At 72.5% G+C, this 16,697-nt stretch carries 17 protein-coding genes and 2 pseudogenes; 1 reads left to right on the top strand and 18 read right to left on the bottom strand.

The window, feature by feature from the left end; all coding sequences use genetic code 11:
• Nucleotides 1–15: 15 nt before the first annotated feature.
• Genes hisB through hisD form a run of 3 tightly spaced genes read right to left on the bottom strand, consistent with a single transcriptional unit; the run spans nt 16 to nt 3,016 of the window.
• Complete coding sequence (gene hisB / locus AB0C25_RS17830; RefSeq protein ID WP_357251103.1) at nt 16–627, bottom strand: imidazoleglycerol-phosphate dehydratase HisB; 612 nt, start codon at nt 625–627, stop codon at nt 16–18.
• Nucleotides 624–1,697, bottom strand: coding sequence for a histidinol-phosphate transaminase (locus tag AB0C25_RS17825; RefSeq protein ID WP_357374314.1), 1,074 nt, complete (start codon nt 1,695–1,697; stop codon nt 624–626). The genes hisB and AB0C25_RS17825 overlap by 4 nt, the downstream gene beginning before the upstream one ends.
• Complete coding sequence (gene hisD / locus AB0C25_RS17820; RefSeq protein WP_357374312.1) at nt 1,694–3,016, bottom strand: histidinol dehydrogenase; 1,323 nt, start codon at nt 3,014–3,016, stop codon at nt 1,694–1,696. The genes AB0C25_RS17825 and hisD overlap by 4 nt, the downstream gene beginning before the upstream one ends.
• Before the next feature lie 106 nt (nt 3,017–3,122).
• On the opposite strand from hisD, the gene AB0C25_RS17815 reads away from it, so the two are divergent.
• On the top strand, nt 3,123–3,827 hold the full coding sequence (locus AB0C25_RS17815) for an LON peptidase substrate-binding domain-containing protein (protein WP_357251095.1): 705 nt from the start codon (nt 3,123–3,125) through the stop codon (nt 3,825–3,827).
• Here the strand turns inward: AB0C25_RS17815 and AB0C25_RS17810 are convergent.
• From AB0C25_RS17810 to ftsZ, 15 genes and pseudogenes are all read right to left on the bottom strand, one after another.
• Nucleotides 3,742–4,578: a DUF2567 domain-containing protein gene (locus AB0C25_RS17810; RefSeq protein ID WP_357374309.1), complete on the bottom strand. Its 837-nt coding sequence runs from the start codon at nt 4,576–4,578 to the stop codon at nt 3,742–3,744. The two genes, AB0C25_RS17815 and AB0C25_RS17810, sit on opposite strands and share 86 nt — an antisense overlap.
• Before the next feature lie 56 nt (nt 4,579–4,634).
• The gene (locus AB0C25_RS17805) at nt 4,635–6,458 is read right to left on the bottom strand and encodes an AAA family ATPase (RefSeq protein WP_357374307.1); all 1,824 of its coding nucleotides are present in this window, start codon (nt 6,456–6,458) and stop codon (nt 4,635–4,637) included.
• A gap of 74 nt (nt 6,459–6,532) precedes the next feature.
• Complete coding sequence (locus tag AB0C25_RS17800) at nt 6,533–7,564, bottom strand: hypothetical protein (protein ID WP_357374305.1); 1,032 nt, start codon at nt 7,562–7,564, stop codon at nt 6,533–6,535.
• 42 nt (nt 7,565–7,606) lie between these two features.
• Nucleotides 7,607–8,551 carry an RluA family pseudouridine synthase gene (locus AB0C25_RS17795; protein WP_357374303.1) on the bottom strand — a complete coding sequence of 315 codons (945 nt, stop codon included), beginning with the start codon at nt 8,549–8,551 and terminating at the stop codon, nt 7,607–7,609.
• Nucleotides 8,548–9,162 carry a signal peptidase II gene (lspA, locus tag AB0C25_RS17790; protein ID WP_357374301.1) on the bottom strand — a complete coding sequence of 205 codons (615 nt, stop codon included), beginning with the start codon at nt 9,160–9,162 and terminating at the stop codon, nt 8,548–8,550. Before lspA ends, AB0C25_RS17795 begins: the two co-directional genes overlap by 4 nt.
• A gap of 65 nt (nt 9,163–9,227) precedes the next feature.
• The gene (locus tag AB0C25_RS17785; protein WP_124770807.1) at nt 9,228–9,647 is read right to left on the bottom strand and encodes a TraR/DksA C4-type zinc finger protein; all 420 of its coding nucleotides are present in this window, start codon (nt 9,645–9,647) and stop codon (nt 9,228–9,230) included.
• A gap of 230 nt (nt 9,648–9,877) precedes the next feature.
• The gene (locus tag AB0C25_RS17780) at nt 9,878–11,377 is read right to left on the bottom strand and encodes a potassium/proton antiporter (protein WP_357374298.1); all 1,500 of its coding nucleotides are present in this window, start codon (nt 11,375–11,377) and stop codon (nt 9,878–9,880) included.
• 22 nt (nt 11,378–11,399) lie between these two features.
• Nucleotides 11,400–11,705: a DUF167 domain-containing protein gene (locus AB0C25_RS17775; protein ID WP_357374296.1), complete on the bottom strand. Its 306-nt coding sequence runs from the start codon at nt 11,703–11,705 to the stop codon at nt 11,400–11,402.
• Nucleotides 11,706–11,715: 10 nt separating this feature from the next.
• Nucleotides 11,716–11,946: pseudogene (locus tag AB0C25_RS17770) on the bottom strand (hypothetical protein); the annotation flags it as partial.
• Nucleotides 11,947–12,171: 225 nt separating this feature from the next.
• Nucleotides 12,172–12,516: pseudogene (locus AB0C25_RS17765) on the bottom strand (hypothetical protein); the annotation flags it as partial.
• Nucleotides 12,517–12,596: 80 nt separating this feature from the next.
• Nucleotides 12,597–13,403 carry a DivIVA domain-containing protein gene (locus AB0C25_RS17760; RefSeq protein ID WP_357251070.1) on the bottom strand — a complete coding sequence of 269 codons (807 nt, stop codon included), beginning with the start codon at nt 13,401–13,403 and terminating at the stop codon, nt 12,597–12,599.
• A gap of 44 nt (nt 13,404–13,447) precedes the next feature.
• The gene (locus tag AB0C25_RS17755) at nt 13,448–13,753 is read right to left on the bottom strand and encodes a YggT family protein (protein ID WP_030334503.1); all 306 of its coding nucleotides are present in this window, start codon (nt 13,751–13,753) and stop codon (nt 13,448–13,450) included.
• Nucleotides 13,754–13,784: 31 nt separating this feature from the next.
• Nucleotides 13,785–14,477, bottom strand: coding sequence for a cell division protein SepF (locus AB0C25_RS17750; RefSeq protein WP_357251067.1), 693 nt, complete (start codon nt 14,475–14,477; stop codon nt 13,785–13,787).
• Between the two features lie 189 nt (nt 14,478–14,666).
• On the bottom strand, nt 14,667–15,410 hold the full coding sequence (locus tag AB0C25_RS17745) for a YggS family pyridoxal phosphate-dependent enzyme (RefSeq protein WP_357374293.1): 744 nt from the start codon (nt 15,408–15,410) through the stop codon (nt 14,667–14,669).
• A 9-nt stretch (nt 15,411–15,419) separates the two neighbouring features.
• A complete protein-coding gene (ftsZ, locus tag AB0C25_RS17740) occupies nt 15,420–16,535 on the bottom strand; it encodes a cell division protein FtsZ (RefSeq protein WP_357251061.1) in 1,116 nt (371 codons plus the stop codon).
• Nucleotides 16,536–16,697 lie beyond the last annotated feature (162 nt).

The raw sequence follows: 16,697 nt of genomic DNA, 5'->3' as shown, positions 1-16,697 counted from the left end.
CACTCCTCGCGCTCATCAGAGCGCGCCCTTCGTGCTGGGAATCGCCCCGGCCGAACGGGGGTCGATGGAGGTGGCCTCGCGCAGCGCGCGGGAGACCGCCTTGAACTGTGCCTCCACCACGTGGTGCGCGTCCGGGTGACCGCCCGGCCGGGCCGCCCGCAGCACGTCGACGTGCAACGTGACCCGGGCCGCCTGGCCGAAGGACTCCCAGATGTGCCGGGTCATGCTCGTCGCGTAGACCGGCCCGATGTACGGGGCCAGCGCCGGCTCGTCGTGCACCACGTACGGCCGACCGGACAGGTCCACCGCGGCCCGGACCAGCACCTCGTCCATCGGCACGGTCGCCGAACCGTACCGCCGGATGCCGGCCTTGTCGCCCAGCGCCTGGTCGAACGCGGCACCCAGGGCCAGGGCGGTGTCCTCGATCGTGTGGTGCGCGTCGATCTCCAGGTCACCCACGGTGCGTACGGTCAGGTCGAAGCCGCCGTGCCGGGCGATCTGGTGCAGCATGTGGTCGTAGAAGCCGACCCCGGTGCTGATCTCGGCGGCACCGTTGCCGTCGAGGTCGATCTCGACGAGGACCTTGGTCTCCTTGGTGATCCGCTCCACCCGGGCGGTCCGACTCATTGCGAAGTCTCCATTGCAGAAAGGAAGGCGTCGGTCTCGGCCGAGGTGCCCGCGGTCACCCGCAGCCAGCCGGGCAGGCCCACGTCGCGGACCAGCACCCCCTGCGCCAGCAGGGCGTGCCAGACGGTGGTCTGGTCGCCGCCCACCTCGAAGAGCACGAAGTTGGCGTCGCTGTCGGCGACCCGCAACCCACGCTCGCGCAGCGTCGCCACGATCCGATCCCGCTGCACCATGATCGCGCTCACCGTACCGAGGAGGGCGTCGCGGTGGGTCACCGCAGCGCGGGCGGCGGCCTGGGTCAGCGTGGACAGATGATACGGCAGTCGAACGAGCTGCACCGCTTGCACCACCGCGGGGTCGGCGGCCAGGTAACCCAGCCGCCCGCCGGCGAAGCCGAAGGCCTTGCTCATCGTCCGGGTGACCACCAACCGGGGGTGGCCGGGCAGCACCGCGAGGGCGCTGACCGTCCCGGGCCGGGCGAACTCGGCGTACGCCTCGTCGACGACCACCATCCCCGGCGCGACGTCGAGCACCCCGGCGATCACCGCCGGGTCCAGCGCCGTGCCGGTGGGGTTGTTCGGCGAGCAGAGGAACACCACGTCGGGGCGGTGCTCCCGGACCTGGGCGACCGCCTCCCCGACGGTCAGACCGAAGTCGACGCCGCGCCGCGCGGGCACCCACCGGGTGCCGGTGCCGAGGGCCAGCAGCGGGTGCATCGAGTACGCCGGAACGAAACCGAGCGCGCTGCGCCCCGGCCCACCGAACGCCTGCAACAGCTGCTGCTGGATCTCGTTGGAGCCGTTGGCCGCCCACACCTGCTCGACGGTGAGCCCGTGCCCGAGATATGCGGCCAGGTCGGTGCGGAGCGCCACCGCGTCCCGGTCCGGATAGCGGTTCAACTCGCGCAGCTCGGCCGCGAGCGCCTTGCCGATCGCCTCGACCACCGGCTCCGGCACCGGGTGGGAGTTCTCGTTGGTGTTCAGCCGCACCGGCACGTCCAGCTGCGGCGCCCCGTACGGCGACAGCCCCCGCAGGTCGTCGCGGATCGGCAGGTCCGCCAGGCCACTCACGCCGACTCACCCGGAAAACGCGCCTGGACCGCCTGGCCGTGCGCCGGCAGGTCCTCCACGTTGGCCAGGGTGACCACGTGCGGGGCCACCTCCCGCAGAGCGGTCTCGGTGTACTCGATCAGGTGCACCCCGCGCAGGAACGACTGCACCGACAACCCGGAGGAGTGCCGGGCGCAGCCGCCGGTGGGCAGCACGTGGTTGGACCCGGCGCAGTAGTCACCGAGCGACACCGGCGACCAGGCGCCCACGAAGATCGCTCCGGCGTTGCGGACCCGCAGCGCCCACTCCCGGGCGTCGACCGTCTGGATCTCCAGGTGCTCGGCCGCGTACGCGTCGACCACCCGCAGCCCCGCCTCCAGGTCGTCGACCAGGACCACGCCGCTCTGCTCACCTGTCAACGCGGTGGTGACCCGGTCGGCGTGCTTGGTCGCCGGCACCTGCCGGGCCAACTCCCGCTCGACCGACTCGACGAGCGTCAGCGACGGGGTGACCAGCACACTCGCGGCGAGCGGGTCGTGCTCGGCCTGACTGATCAGGTCGGCGGCGACGTGCGCCGGATCGGCCGTGTCGTCGGCCAGGATGGCGATCTCGGTCGGCCCGGCCTCGGCGTCGATGCCGACCACGCCGCGCAGCAGCCGCTTGGCGGCGGTCACCCAGATGTTGCCGGGGCCGGTGATCAGGTCGACCGGGTCGCACCGCAGCTCACCCAACGGGTCGACCGCCGCGCCGTACGCCAGCATCGCCACCGCCTGGGCACCGCCCACGGCGTACACCTCGTGGACGCCGAGCAGCGCGCACGCGGCGAGCACCCGGGCGTCGGGCAGGCCGCCGTTGTCCTTCTGCGGCGGGCTGACCACCACCAGCGACCGCACCCCGGCCGCCTGGGCGGGCACCACGTTCATCACCACCGTCGACGGGTACATCGCCAGGCCGCCGGGCACGTAGAGGCCGACCCGGTCGACCGGCAGCCAGCGCTCGGTGACCGTGCCGCCGGGCACCACCTGCGTGACGTGGTCGGCGCGCCGCTGGTCGTCGTGCACCCGGCGGGCTCGGGTGATCGACTCCAGCAGCGCGGCGCGCACGGCCGGGTCGAGCACCCCCTCGGCCTCGGTGATCGCCTCGACCGGCACCCGCAGCACCTCCGGGGAGATGCCGTCGAACCGCTCACTGGCCTCCCGGATCGCCGGGTATCCATGCTCGCGGACCGCCTCCACCAGAGGGCGGATCCGCTCGACGGCAACCGAGACGTCGAGCTGGGCACGGGGCAGCAGGCGGCGCGGGTCACCGAGACCGTTGCGCAGGTCGATCCGATTCAGCACCCTTGCGAGTCTAGGCGGCCGGCGCGGAGCGCACCCGAGCCGCCCGTCCGCCGGGACGGTGAGCCGGGCCACGCCTCCGGGGGCGAGATTGGTTAGGCTCGACGATGTGACCGCACGGCTGCCGGTGTTTCCGCTCGCAACAGTGCTCTTTCCCGGCTTGGTGCTGCCGCTGCACATCTTCGAGGAGCGCTACCGGGCGCTGGTGCGACACCTGGTCGACCTGCCCGAGGGTGCGCCACGTGAGTTCGGCGTGGTGGCCATCCAGGCCGGGTGGGAGGTCGCGCCCGCCGGTCCCGGCGCCCACGCCACGCCGAGCGCCGGCGCCGTCACCCTGCACGAGGTGGGCTGCACCGCCGAACTGCGCCAGGTGACCGAGCTGGCCGATGGTGGCTTCGACATCGTCACGGTCGGTCGGCGTCGCTTCCGGATCGCCGAGGTCGACGACAGCGCCGCGCCCTACCTGACCGCCGACGTGGAGTGGTTGCCCGACCCGGCCGGGCCGGACGAGGTGGCCGAGTTGCTGGCCGCCCGGGTGATCGCGGTGTTCCGGCAGTACCTCGGCCTGATCCGCTCCGACCCGGAGGAGATCTCCGAGCAACTGCCGGAGGACCCGACGGTGCTCTCCCACCTGGTGGCGGCGACCGCGGCGCTCACCGTCGACGACCGCCAGCGACTGCTGGCCATCGACGACACCGCCGCCCGGCTCCGCGCCGAGCTGCGGCTGCTCAACCGCGAGGCGGCTCTGCTTCGTCAGGTGCGGGCGGTGCCGGTGCCGCTGTCGGAGCTGGCGTCCCCGCCGACACCCAACTGAGATCGGCCGGCTCGGGTTCCGGGCGCAGCCCCGGCCACCGCGACCAGCCCGCCAGCAGCGTGTACATGATCGCGGCACCGAACGCCGGCAGCAGCAGGTTGCCGTGCGGCACCGGCAGCACGCCGAGCAGCCAGTCGACCCCACCGGCCCGCAGGTCCGCGGGCTTGGTGAAGGCCTGCCCGGCCGGGGCGGTGGCCAGCAGCCGGTCGAAGGTGGCCAGGCCGATGCGCCGACCCACCTGCCAGGCCACCGGTGCGGCGACCAACGCGCCGAGCACCGCGGCGAGCAACCCCACCGGACCGCGCCGACGCCGCAGCACGAACCACAGGGCGAGCGCGACCAGCAGCCCGAAGCCGAGCCCGAGCAGGCTGAACCACCCGTCCGCGGCGATCGGCTGCTCCGGTTGCGGGTCGGCGTAGATCGCCCCCTCGACGGTCTTGACCACCGGCGTGTCCGGCGCGAGCGCGGCCCAGAGCAGCCCGAACGGCACACCCAGCACGGCCAGCGCGAGCACGGTGCCCAGCACCGTCACGGCGGCGCGCAGCGGGCGGCGCGGCTCATCGAAGGTCAGCTCCAGAGAACTCTGGTACGCCCCCCCAGGGCCAGCGCCGGCCGACTGCTCACCCACCAGCGGCGGCTCGCCCGCTGACGGCGGCTCACCGACCGACGGTGTCGTGCCCGACGCTCGGGGCGGCGTGGATCGGTCGGGCTCGTCGGCGGGCCGCTCACGGTCGGGGTTGTCCGGGCTCACCCGATGATCCTCTCAGGCCCGGTGTCGGGCCGGAGCCCCGGTGGCGGCAGACCAGCTCACCGGGCGAACGGCTCCACCATCATCGCCGCGGCGCGCAGCCATGCCTGCCGGGTCTCCGGCTGGAGCTGGTGGTACTCGATCGACGACCCGGTCTCCAACGCCGGGTCGTACGGCACCACCGCCACCCCCCGGGTACGGGTGGCGAAGTGCCGCTCCAGGTCGTCCTGCAGGGGCGAGCGACCCGGGGTCGGGCAGGAGATGAGCGTGATCGCGTTGTCCGCCAGCTCGCCCATGCCCTCCTCGTGCAGCAGGTCGAGCATCCAGTCCGCGCTGAACGCCGCGTCCTCGCGGGGCACCGTGGTCACCACCAGTTGATCCGCGGCCTGCATCACCGTGCGCCAGTTGGGGCTCTCCACGTTGTTGCCGGTGTCCACGCACACCACGTCGTGGGTACGCCGCAGCAGCTCCAACACCCGCCGGACGGTGAACTGGTCGAGTCGCTGGGCGAAGCGCGGGCTCTCCTCGCCGGCCAGCACGTCGTACGAGCTGTCGGAGGCGTGCCGCAGGTAGTCGTCGAGCCGACCCAGCAGGGTCGAGCCCTCCAGGATCTCGATCTGGGCCAGGTCGGCAACCAGGTGTCGGATCGTCCGGGCGTGCCGGGCGCTGCCGGCGCGCAGTCCGAGGGTGCCGCGCAGCTCGTTGTCGTCCCAGGCCAGTACGCCCTGCCCGCGCACGCTGCCGACGGTGGCGGCGGCGAGCACGGTGGCGGTGGTCTTGTGCACGCCGCCCTTGGGGTTGGCGAAGGCGAACACGCGGGGCGTGCCCAGGTCGCGGCGGAGCACCCCGTTGGCCCGCTCCTGCTCCGGGTCGGCGCCCTGCGGACGCCACTCGACCCGGGCCGGGTAGGCGCGTTCGGCCACCGCCGAGCCGACCGACGGGCTGGGCGGCGGCACGACTGGCGGGGCAGGCGGGGGTGCGACAGGTGCGGCTGGCGGCGCGGCCACCGGGTAACCGGTCTCCGGCTGGTAGCCGGTCTCCAACAGCGCATACCGCGACTCCGCCGGCGGGTCACCCTGCCGATAGCCGTTGTCCAGCAGCGCGTAGCGGGACTGGGCGGGGTCGGGTGCGGGAGGCGGTGCCTCGGGCTCGGCCCGGTACGCCGGTTCCGCCTGGTAGCCCGGTTCCGCCTGGTAGCCCGGCTCGGCCCGGTACGCCGGCTCGGCCCGGTACGCCGGCTCGGGGCGGTAGCCCGGCTCCGCGCGGTAGCCCGGCTCGGCACGGTAATCCGGCTCGGGGCGATAACCCGGCTCGGGGCGATAACCCGGCTCGGCGCGGTAGCCCGGCTCGGCACGGTAATCCGGCTCGGCCCGATAGGTCGGCTCGGCGCGGAATTCAGGCTCCGCGCGGTAGTCAGGCTCGGCACGGTAGCCAGGCTCGGCACGGTAGCCAGGCTCCGCGCGGTAGCCAGGCTCGGCGCGGTAGTCCGGCTCCGCGCGATAGGTCGGCTCGCTCCGGTACGCCGGCTCCGAGCGGTAGTCCGGCTCGGCCCCGTAGGCGGGATCCGCCCGGTACGCCGGCTCGGCCCGATAGGCGGGGTCGACGCGGTAGGTCGCCTCGGCCCGGTAGGCGGGGTCCGCGCCGTACGGCGAGTCCGTCGGTTGCCCGACGGCCGGTGCCCGCCCGGCGTACCCGTTCGGGGCCGCACGCCGTGGCAGCGGGTCCGGCGGCGCCTCGTCGGCCCGCCGCTCCGGCTCGGTCTGCTCCGCGCCACGGCCGCCCAGCCGGGCGCGGTCCAACAACGCGCGCCACCGCGGCGCTGGTTCGGCCGGCCGGCCCCAGCCGGTCTCACTGCCCTCCACGGCCCGCCCTCCCAGCACCATCGATCTCCGTCTGACAGGCTACGAAGCAAACCCTATTCGGACCACACCTCAGAACGCACACCAGCCGACGCAGATCACGACGACGTGGGCGTCGGCGGTTCGTCGGCGGTGGTGATGTCCGGCGAGGTGGTGAGGCTCGGCGGGGGCGGCTCGGTGGGTTCCGCCGAGGACGGCGCTGGTAACGGAATCGTCACGACGGGTGCGGGTTCCGACGATTCGCCCACCGACGCCACGGGCTCGGGGGTGCCAGGTGCCGGCTCCGACAGTTGCGCCGGCGTCGGCTCGGGGCTCGGCCCGGTGTCGGCCGGCGGGCGCACCACGTCACGCTGCTCCGGCAGGGGCGGCGTGAAGACCGTGCGGTCCAGCCGGTACACCTCCGGGGCGGGGTCGACCGCCCGCACGTCCGGCCGGGTCGCCATGCCGCGCAACACCCCCGGCGCCGCTCGTACCACCGCCGCGTAGACGCAGGAGCAGCCGGAGCGGTACGCGGCCGCCTCGGCGGTCGCCACCTCGGCGCCGCTGGCGTAGCGCGCCCGCAACTCCCGCTCGCTGGCACCGTCGCCGTCGACCGCGGTGGCCCGGGCCCGGTAGTCGGCGGCTTCGGTCTCCTTGCGGGCCGCCACCTGGTCCATTCCGGCGACCACGTCGTCCGGCACCCGCATCGCGGGGATCCTGACGATCTCGGTCTGCCGCCCCGGCAGCGGGACCCGCCCGAAGACCGTCGAGACTCCGACATCGCCGAGCACCGTCGCCAGACGCTGCGGCGGCAGATACGCGACGAGTGTGACAAGAGCGTAGGTCCCGTCCTCGGCAGCCGGGGCGGACTGGGTGAGCGCGGCCAGGTCGGCGGCGGCGGACCGCAGGTAGCCGGGCACGGAGTCGCCGTCGGAGACTCCGACCCGGGTCACCTCGCCCACCGTCCGGTCGCCGAGCGGAGTCTCGTCGGCGGCCCAGAGCGCGGTGCCCAGCACCGCCGCCGCGGACAGCGCGGCCGCCCAGGTGAGCACCCCGGATCGGCTCGGCCGGTCGCCCAGCCGGGCCACGGCCCGGGTCAGCTGCGGCAGCAACCGTTGGTCCAGCTGCCGCAGCAGGTTGCCGGCGCGCACGGGCGGGATCCCCTCGTCGGATCGGTGTCGGGCGGTCGCCGCTCAGTCACGCAGGATCTGGAGCGCGCGGTCCAGGTCGTCAGGGTAGTCGCTGACGAACCGGACCTCGTCCCCCGTTCGGGGGTGCAGGAAGCTCAGTTCGCGGGCGTGCAGCCACTGTCGGGCCAGGCCGAGACGGGCCGAGAGGGTGGGGTCGGCACCGTAGGTCAGGTCACCCACGCACGGGTGCCGCATGGTGGAGAAGTGCACCCGGATCTGGTGGGTCCGACCCGTCTCCAGGCGGACGTCGACCAGGCTTGCCGCCGGGAACGCCTCCAGGGTGTCGTAGTGGGTGATGCTCGGCTTACCGCCGGAGACCACCGCCCAGCGGTAGTCGTGGCTGGGGTGCCTGTCGATCGGCGCGTCGACCGTGCCGCGCAGCGGGTCCAGGTGACCCTGCACCACCGCGTGGTAGCCCTTGTCCACCTCGCGGTACTTGAAGGCCCGCTTCAACGCCGTGTACGCCTGTTCGCTCTTGGCCACCACCATGATCCCGGTGGTGCCCACGTCGAGCCGGTGCACCACGCCCTGTCGCTCGGCGGCACCGCTCGTGGAGATGCGGTGCCCGATCGCGGCGAGGGCGCCGATCACGGTCGGGCCGGTCCACCCGGGGCTGGGGTGCGCGGCCACCCCCACCGGCTTGTCGACCACCACGATGTCGTCGTCGGCGTAGACCACCCGCAGGCCGGGCACCGCCTGCGGCACCACGGTCGGCGGGGCGACCGGGGCGGGCAGCGTGACGTCCAGCCAGGAGCCGGCCTTGACCTTGTGCGAGTTGGCGCGGGAGGTGCCGTCGACGAGCGCGTCCCCGGCATCGACCAGGGCCGCGGCGGCGGTGCGGGAGAGCCCGAACAGCCGGGACACCGCCTGGTCCAGGCGCATGCCGTCGAGGCCGTCCGGGACCGGGAGGGAACGGTGGTCGCCGCCCGCGGCGAACGCGGAGGTCATGCCCGCTCCCGCTGGTCCGCGCCCTGGGTGGCGTCCGTCTCGACCGGCGCGCCGTCGCGCCCGGCCCGCCGGCCGTCCCGCTGGCGGCCGGTCAACTCCAGAACCATGGCCAGCAGCACACCGCAGACCAGCGAACTGTCGGCCAGGTTGAACACCGGCCAGACCTGACCGTACGGGTCGAACAGGCTGATCATGTCGACCACGTGCCCGTGGAAGGGCGCGGGTGCCCGGAAGATCCGATCGACGAGGTTGCCCAGCGCGCCGCCCAGCACCAGGCCGAGGCAGATCGCCCACGGCAGCGAGCGCAGGCGCAGTGCCATCCAGACGATCCAGCCCACCACACCGATGGTGATCAGCGGGAAGATCCAGGTGTGGTCCGCGCCGATGCTCCAGGCGGCACCGCTGTTGCGGGTCAGACTCAGGTAGACGGCCCCGCCGAGCAGCCGAACCGGCTCCCGGTCGGTCAACGCGGCCAGCGCGAGGTGCTTGGTGACCAGGTCGGCCAGCAGGGCCACCAGGGCGACTCCGGCAAGAATCGTGACGGCCCGGGGCCGGCGAATGCCCGCACCCGGGTCGGTACGGCCGGGTTCGGCGGACGGTGCTGCGGTCATGCGCTCCCCATCGAGGTGTCTCGGCGGTGATCGCTCACCGTCTCATCGCCGCCGGGGAGCGGACCTCAGCGCCGCTCCTCCAGCTGCTTGCACGTCACACACTGGGTGGCCGATGGGAAGGCGGCGAGGCGCTCGACCGGGATCGGGTTGCCGCACCGCTCGCACCAGCCGTAACCACCCTCGTCGAGACGCTCCAGAGCGCGCTCGACCTGTGTGATCCGTTCCAGAATGCTGTTGGCGAGAGAGATCTCCTGCTCCCGCTCGAGCGTCTTGGTGCCCGTGTCGGCCTGGTCGTCCCCGGCCGAGTCGGTCAGCCGATCGCGCTGCAGCTCGGTGATCTCACTCAGCGTCTGATCGTACTCGGCGCGAAGCTCGTCCCGCCGCGCCGCCAGCGCCGCCCGGATCTTCTCGGTCTCCGCGGTGCTGCGGGTGGCCTTGGCCACCGGCTTGCGCCCGGCGGTCCTGGTGTCGGCTGGCTTCGCCATGGGTCGCTCCCTCGGCCGGGGAGCCGCGTTGTCCGCGGCACCTGGTCAGGGGGCGCCAATCATGACGACGTCCCCTAGATGTACGAAAAGGGGCGCACGGCGACGATCGCCGCGCACTCCGGAGGTTGGCAAGAATACGGTGCGTACAGGCGTCCGACAATGTGCCGCACCGTCGCCCCGCTTAACTACCCCTAGCCCTGCCTAACTGGGGCAAAGGGAACGCTAGCAGGTCAACCGACCGCCTCATCCCCGTACTCGCCAAACCATCGGGCCAGCCGACCCCGCCGACTGACCGCCCGCAGCCGCCGTTCGGCGGCGTCGCGCACCCCGGCCGTCGCCACGATCAGCAAACTGTCGCCGGTCTTCAGCCGGGTGCCCGGGGTGGGCACGAAACCCACCCCGTCGCGCAGCACCAGCGTGACCGACGCGCCCAACGGAAGCCGCAACTCGTCGACGTGCACGCCCGCCAACCGCGAGCCCGGCGGCACCTCCAACTGGAGCAGATCCGCCCGCATCCGCTCCAGCGGCGCGGTCTCCAGGTGGATCTCGGTGGCCTCCGCCGGCGCGGTCACCCGCAATCGGCGGGCGAACGGTCCCAGCGTGCCGGTCTGCACCAGCGTGAAGATCACCACCAGCACGAAGACCACGTCGAAGAGGCGCTCCGCCCCGGGCACCCGCTCGGAGAGCGGAATGGTCGCCAGCACGATCGGCACCGCCCCGCGCAGCCCGGCCCAGGACAGGAACGCCTGTTCGCGGAGGCCGACCCGGAACGGCAGCGCCGAGACGGCCACCGACAGCGGGCGGGCCAGCAGCACCAGGGCCAGCCCCGCGACCACCGCCGGCAACACCGCCGCGTCCAGCCGGCCCGGCGAGGCCAGCAACCCGAGCAGCACGAACAACCCGATCTGGGCGAGCCACGCCAGCCCGTCCGCGAAGCCGAGGATCGCCTGCCGGTGGGACAGCCGGGCATTGCCCAGCAGCACCCCGGCCACGTAGACGGCGAGGAACCCCGAGGCGTGCAGCACCGCCCCCGCCGCGTACGCTAGCACGGTGATGCCCACCGCGGCGATCGGGTAGAGCCCGGCCGAGGGCAGCGCGGCCCGGCGCAGCGCCCAGGTGCCGGCGATGCCCGCGCCCACGCCCACCGCCACGCCGACGCCCAACTCGTAACAGACCAGCAGGACCTCGTACCACCACGGGTGCGACCAGCCCTGGTGCGACAGCAGCACCACCAGCAGCACCACCGGGGCGTCGTTCATGCCCGACTCGGCCTCCAGCGTCGCCACCAGGCGGGGCGGCAACCGCAGCCGGCGCAGGGTGGCGAAGACGGCCGCCGCGTCGGTGGACGAGAGCACCGCGCCGTAGAGCAACGCCAAGCGCCAGTCCAGCCCCAGCAACAGGTGCACGGCGACACCGACCACCACGATGCTCACGACCACGCCGACCGTGGAGAGCGCGGACGCCAACCCGAGCACCGGTCGCAGCGTGGACCACCGGGCGGTCAGACCACCCTCCGCGATGATCACGATGAGTGCGCAGAAGCCGAGGGTACGGGTCAACTCGACGTCGTCGAAGTTGATGCCCAGACCACTCTCACCGATCGCCACGCCCAGCGCCAGGTAGACCAGCAGACTTGGCACACCCAGCCGGGTGGAGAGTCGCACCGCACCGACGGCGACCAGCAGCACGGCCGCTCCCAGCAGCAGCGCGATATCAAACCCGGGCGTCACGGCTGCCCGGCCTGGGCGTTCCTCACTCGGCGGATCCGTCGCGCAGTCGGCACAGCACCTCGGACAGGTCCGGGCTGGGCCGATCGACGAGGAAGAGCTTGTCCCGACTGGCCGCGCCGGCGCGCAGGGCGACCTCGGACCGCCGGACACCCAGGGCCGCGGCCAGGGCCCGCCGAGCCGCCTCGGTCGCCCGACCGTCGACGGCCGGCTCGTGCACCGCGATCACGAGGGCGGGACCGTGCGGGCCGTCGAAGCGGCCGCCCACCCGGGCGGACGAGGCTCCGGGTTTCACGCGTACCGCCACGGTGAGCGTGTCCTGCGCGGGCACCGGGGCCGCTTCAGATCGGCCGGGCGTCGGCGAGCAGGGCGGTGGCTGGCGCACAGTCGGCGCACGGGGTGAAACCGATCTCGGCGGCCTCGGCGACCGGCAGCGTCTCGGGCACCCGGCCGACGAGATGCGGGCAACTGGCGAGGTGGTAGCGGGGGTGGCCGTCCACCACCTCGACGTCGTCGGTGAGCCGCGCCACCCGGGCCGCCTCGGCGGGGGTGACCAGTTGCTCGCCGGGCTCGGCGGCGGCCGGGGCGCCGTGGCTGAGACCGTCGTCGGTCGACGTCGCCGGGCTGACCGGGCGGACCGGCGAGGACGTGTGGTCGGCCGGCGTCCCGAACGGTGGCCACGCTCCGAACGGGGGCGCGTCGTCGGCTCGCTCATCGAAGACCGGCGCGTCGTCGACGCGCCTGTCGAACGGGGGCGCGTCGTCGAGCGGCGCGTCAGCGGGTGCCGGTGCCTCGTGGTCGACCGGCGGCGCGGGTGGTTGCCGCCACCCGGTGCCGCCGGTACCAACCGTCGTGGGCACGTGCTGGACCGGCACTTCCGGGCCGGCCAGCGGCGGCCCGTACGCGACACCCGGCGTGGCCTGGCTGGCCGTGCGGGGTGCGTCGGGTTGCCGCCGGCCGGTCCGACCGGGATCCGCCGTGGCGCGGTTGGCGGCTGCCTGACGGGCACCCACCACCAACGCCACGGCGGCCAGCAGACTGGCCGCGATGGAGATGATCAACATGAAGCTGGAGCCACCGGCCAGGCCGAGCACCAGGAGCACCACCGCGACGAGGATGAGCAGGAGACTTGCGACTATCACGGCTCACCCCCGCCGCGTCGTACCGTCCAGACAGGGCCGGCGACCGTCACCATTGGCGGAGAACGATCGCCGGCCGGCGCTCAGCGTCCGGCTTCGAGGGCGCCGGAACGCCCGCTGCCGTACGAACCGGCGAGACCCGCAGCGGCCAGCCCGTTGCCGCCGGCGACCCGGCCAGCCTCGGAGCGGGTCATCTCGGCCTCCAGGCCCTGGCCACGACCATCGAGGTCACGCAGCTGGCTCTCCAGGTACGCCTTGAGCCGGGTGCGGTACTCACGCTCGAACTGCTTGAGCTCCTCGATGTGCTTCTGCAGAGCCGTGCGCTTGGCGTCCAGGCCGCCCATGGCCTCCTGGTGCCGCTGGCGGGCGTCCCGCTCCAGGGCGTCGGCCTTCGCGCGAGCCTCGCGGGTCACCTCCTCGGCCTTGCCGCGGGCCTCGGACAGCAGCTGGTCGGCTTCGCGACGCGCGTCGGACACGTGGTCGTCGGCGGTGCGCTGGGCCATCATCAGCACGCGCAGGGCCTGCTGCTCACCGTCACCGGTGACGCCGCCGGCCGGGCCGCCGGTCGCGCGGACCTGCTCCAGCTCGGCCTGCATGGCGCGGGCAGCCTGCTCGGCCGCCGACTTGTCGCGCTGCACCCGGTCCAGTTGGGCCTTGACGTCGTTGAGCTCCGCCGCCAGTCGGGCGTCGCCGCCGGGGCCTGCGGGGGCACCGCCACGGCCGCCGCGCTCCACCTGGGCGCGCAGCTCGTTGTTTTCCTCGATGAGACGGGCGAGCTCGCGCTCGACCTCGTCCAGGAAGGCGTCGACCTCCTCCTCGTCATACCCCCGCTTGCCGATCGGCGGCTTTTTGAAGGCGACGTTGTGGACGTCGGCCGGGGTCAGCGGCATCGAAACTCCTCGGGTCAGTTGCGGCCGCGAAAGCGCGTCGGTCATCAGGCAGATGCCCTGATCGACGGCCCTAACACGAACTCCATCAGCACGAACAGGATAACCAGGAGCACAAGGGAGGCCAGGTCGATGCTCACGGTACCAATTCGCAGCGGAGGGATCACACGCCTCAACGCGTTGAGAGGGGGATCAGTGACGCTCCACACGGATTCCAATCCTGCCGATGCGCCACGGCCCGGTTGCCAGCGCCGGCCGTACTGCAGGACGGCGCTCAACACGAACCGGGACAGAAGAAGAAGCAGGAAGACATAAAGGATCAGGTACAGCACTTGCAGTAAGATCGACAACACGGTCAGCGACGTCCCTCGGGTCGGGCGGGGGTCAACTCAAACTGAAAAAGCCGCCCTCAGCGATCTTGGCCTTGTCCTCAGCGGTGACCTGGACGTTAGCCGGTGAGAGCAGGAACACCCGATTGGTCACGCGCTCGATCGTACCGCGCAGGCCGAACGCCAGCCCGGCCGCAAAGTCAACCAGACGGCGGGCATCCGCCTCATCCATTTCGGTGAGATTGATGATCACCGGAACGCCGTCGCGGAAGTGCTCACCGATCGTGCGCGCCTCCCGGTAGGTGGTCGGGTGCAGCGTGGTGATCTGGTACCGCTGCTCCTCCTCGGGCAGCGCCCGCTCCCGCGACGTGACCTGCGGCGCGAGGGCCAGATTGTCCCGAGTGTGGTACGTCAGCGCGCCGGACGTCTCGCCCGCCGACGACCGGGTGATCGACCGTACGCTGGACCGCTCGGCCCGTTCCGCGCGCTCGCCGTCACCACGCTCGGACTCACTCAGCCGCCCGCTCGTCCGCTCGGAGAGTCGACCCCGCTCAGTGGCGCGCGGCCGGGGAGCCGGGGGCTCCTCGGTGTCGTCCTCGTCCTCGTCGGCGAACTCCTCGGCGTACCGGCTCTGCCGGTACCGCGAGTCACGGTAGCCACCCTTGTCGTAGCCACCGTCGTCGTAGGCCCGCTCGTCGTCTTCTTCGACCAGACCGAGCCAGACCCCCGCCTTGCGCAGTGCACCCATCCCGCGCCCTTCCGTCCGCCGTGCGGCACGCGCCCCCGTGCCATGTCGCCCGTCGCGAGTGGACAACCATGCCCATCGGACCGGAACCGCAATCCCCCCAGCGCGCGATTCGCGTCGCACGCACGACCCCCGACAGGAGACGCCGCCCCTGAAACAACACTGATGTAATTTGCTTGTCTCGCGGTCAGGCTACCGCAGCGTGGGACGCATTCCGAGCAACGCGCTACCGACGCGGACATGTGTCGCGCCGTATCGGATCGCGATGTCGAAATCTCCACTCATTCCCGCGGACAGTGCGGTGGCTCCCGGATGGACAGCCCGAAACGCGTCGGTAACCTCCGCGAGCCGGGCGAACGCCCGTTCCGGCTCCCACCCCAGCGGAGCGACCGCCATCAGCCCGACCAGACGCAGCCCTGACGCGTCGGCGATCGCCTCGGCCACCGGCTCCAGTCCGGAGCCCGGATCCGCCGAGTCGGGCAGGGCCCCGCCCCGGGCCGCGTCGCCGTCGATGCTCACCTGGATCAGGGCGTCGAGCGGCGTCTGCCGGTCGGCGGTCGCGGTGGCCAACGCCCGGGCCAGCCGGACACTGTCGACGGAGTGCACCGCGTCGGCGTAGCGGACCACCGAGCGGGCCTTGTTGCGTTGCAGTTGACCGATGAAGTGCCAGCGGGGACGTACCCCGGCGGTGGCCACCTCGGCGGCCTTGGCAGCCGCCTCCTGGTCGCGGTTCTCCCCCACGTCGGTGACCCCGAGCCCGGCCAGCGCCACCACGTCGCTGGCCGGGTAGGTCTTGGTCACCGCGATCATCGTGACCTCGGCACGGTCCCGACCGACCTGCGCGCAGGCGTCGGCGATGCGGGACCTGATGTGGGCCAGACCGGCCGCCAGTTCGGCGTGCCGGTCCGGTCGTACCGTGGCTGAGCTGTCGGTCATCGGCGGTGCTCAGGACCCGTTCTTGAGGAAGTCGGGGACGTCGACGTCGTCGAAGAGCACGCGCCGCGGCGACTGGGCCGGTGTCGGATTGCTGACCGGCGCCGGCACCGGGGTGCTCTGCGGCGCCGGCTGGTTGGTGTTGGTCTTGCGGGTCGGCTCGGCCGCCTTGTACGCGGGAGTACCGCCGTCGAAGCCCGCCGCGATGACAGTCACCCGGACCTCGTCGCCAAGCGCGTCGTCGATGACCGCGCCGAAGATGATGTTGGCGTCCGGGTGGGCCGCGTCGGTGACCAGTTGGGCCGCGTCGTTGATCTCGAACAGGCCCAGGTCGGAACCACCGGCGATGGAGAGCAGCACGCCCCGCGCACCGTCCATGCTCTGCTCCAGCAGTGGGCTGGAGATGGCCGCCTCGGCCGCCTCGACCGCGCGGTTCTCCCCGCGGGCGCTGCCGATACCCATCAACGCGCTGCCGGCGCCGCTCATCACGCTCTTGACGTCGGCGAAGTCCAGGTTGATCAGACCCGGGGTGGTGATCAGGTCGGTGATGCCCTGCACACCGGAGAGCAGCACCTGGTCCGCCGTACGGAACGCGTCCATCATGCTGATGTTGCGGTCACCCAGGGCCAGCAGCCGGTCGTTCGGGATCACGATCAGCGTGTCGCACTGGTTACGCAGCTCGTCTATTCCCGTCTCGGCCTGCACCTGGCGGCGCTTGCCCTCGAAGGAGAACGGCCGGGTCACCACGCCGATGGTCAGCGCGCCGAGCTTGCGGGCGATGTTGGCCACCACGGGCGCGCCGCCGGTGCCGGTGCCGCCGCCCTCACCGCAGGTCACGAAGACCATGTCGGCGCCCTTGAGCACCTCCTCGATCTCGTCGCGGTGGTCCTCGGCGGCGTTCTTGCCGACGTCGGGGTTGGCGCCGGCGCCCAGGCCGCGGGTCAACTCCCGGCCCACGTCGAGCTTGACGTCGGCGTCACTCATCAGCAGCGCCTGGGCATCCGTGTTGATCGCGATGAACTCGACGCCCTTGAGCCCAACCTCGATCATCCGGTTGACGGCGTTGACGCCGCCGCCCCCGATGCCGACGACCTTGATGACCGCCAGGTAGTTGTGCGGAGGTGTCATCTCCGGTCCTTTCCTTCGAGATTGGCTTCGGCCGACCGGTTACGGCGTGGCCAGACCAGCGGCCGACGACAGCTGTCACCAGCGAGGCTCAGAGGTGAACCCTCACCCTCTACTAGAGGCTTACAGTTATGTCAACCACTGTTCCTCTTCCGGGCAACGTAA

It is taken from the genome of Micromonospora sp. NPDC048839, from assembly GCF_040649915.1.
Taxonomy (GTDB): domain Bacteria; phylum Actinomycetota; class Actinomycetes; order Mycobacteriales; family Micromonosporaceae; genus Micromonospora.
Note: the sequence above shows the minus strand (reverse complement) of the source record. Positions and strands in the feature narration are given on the sequence as shown.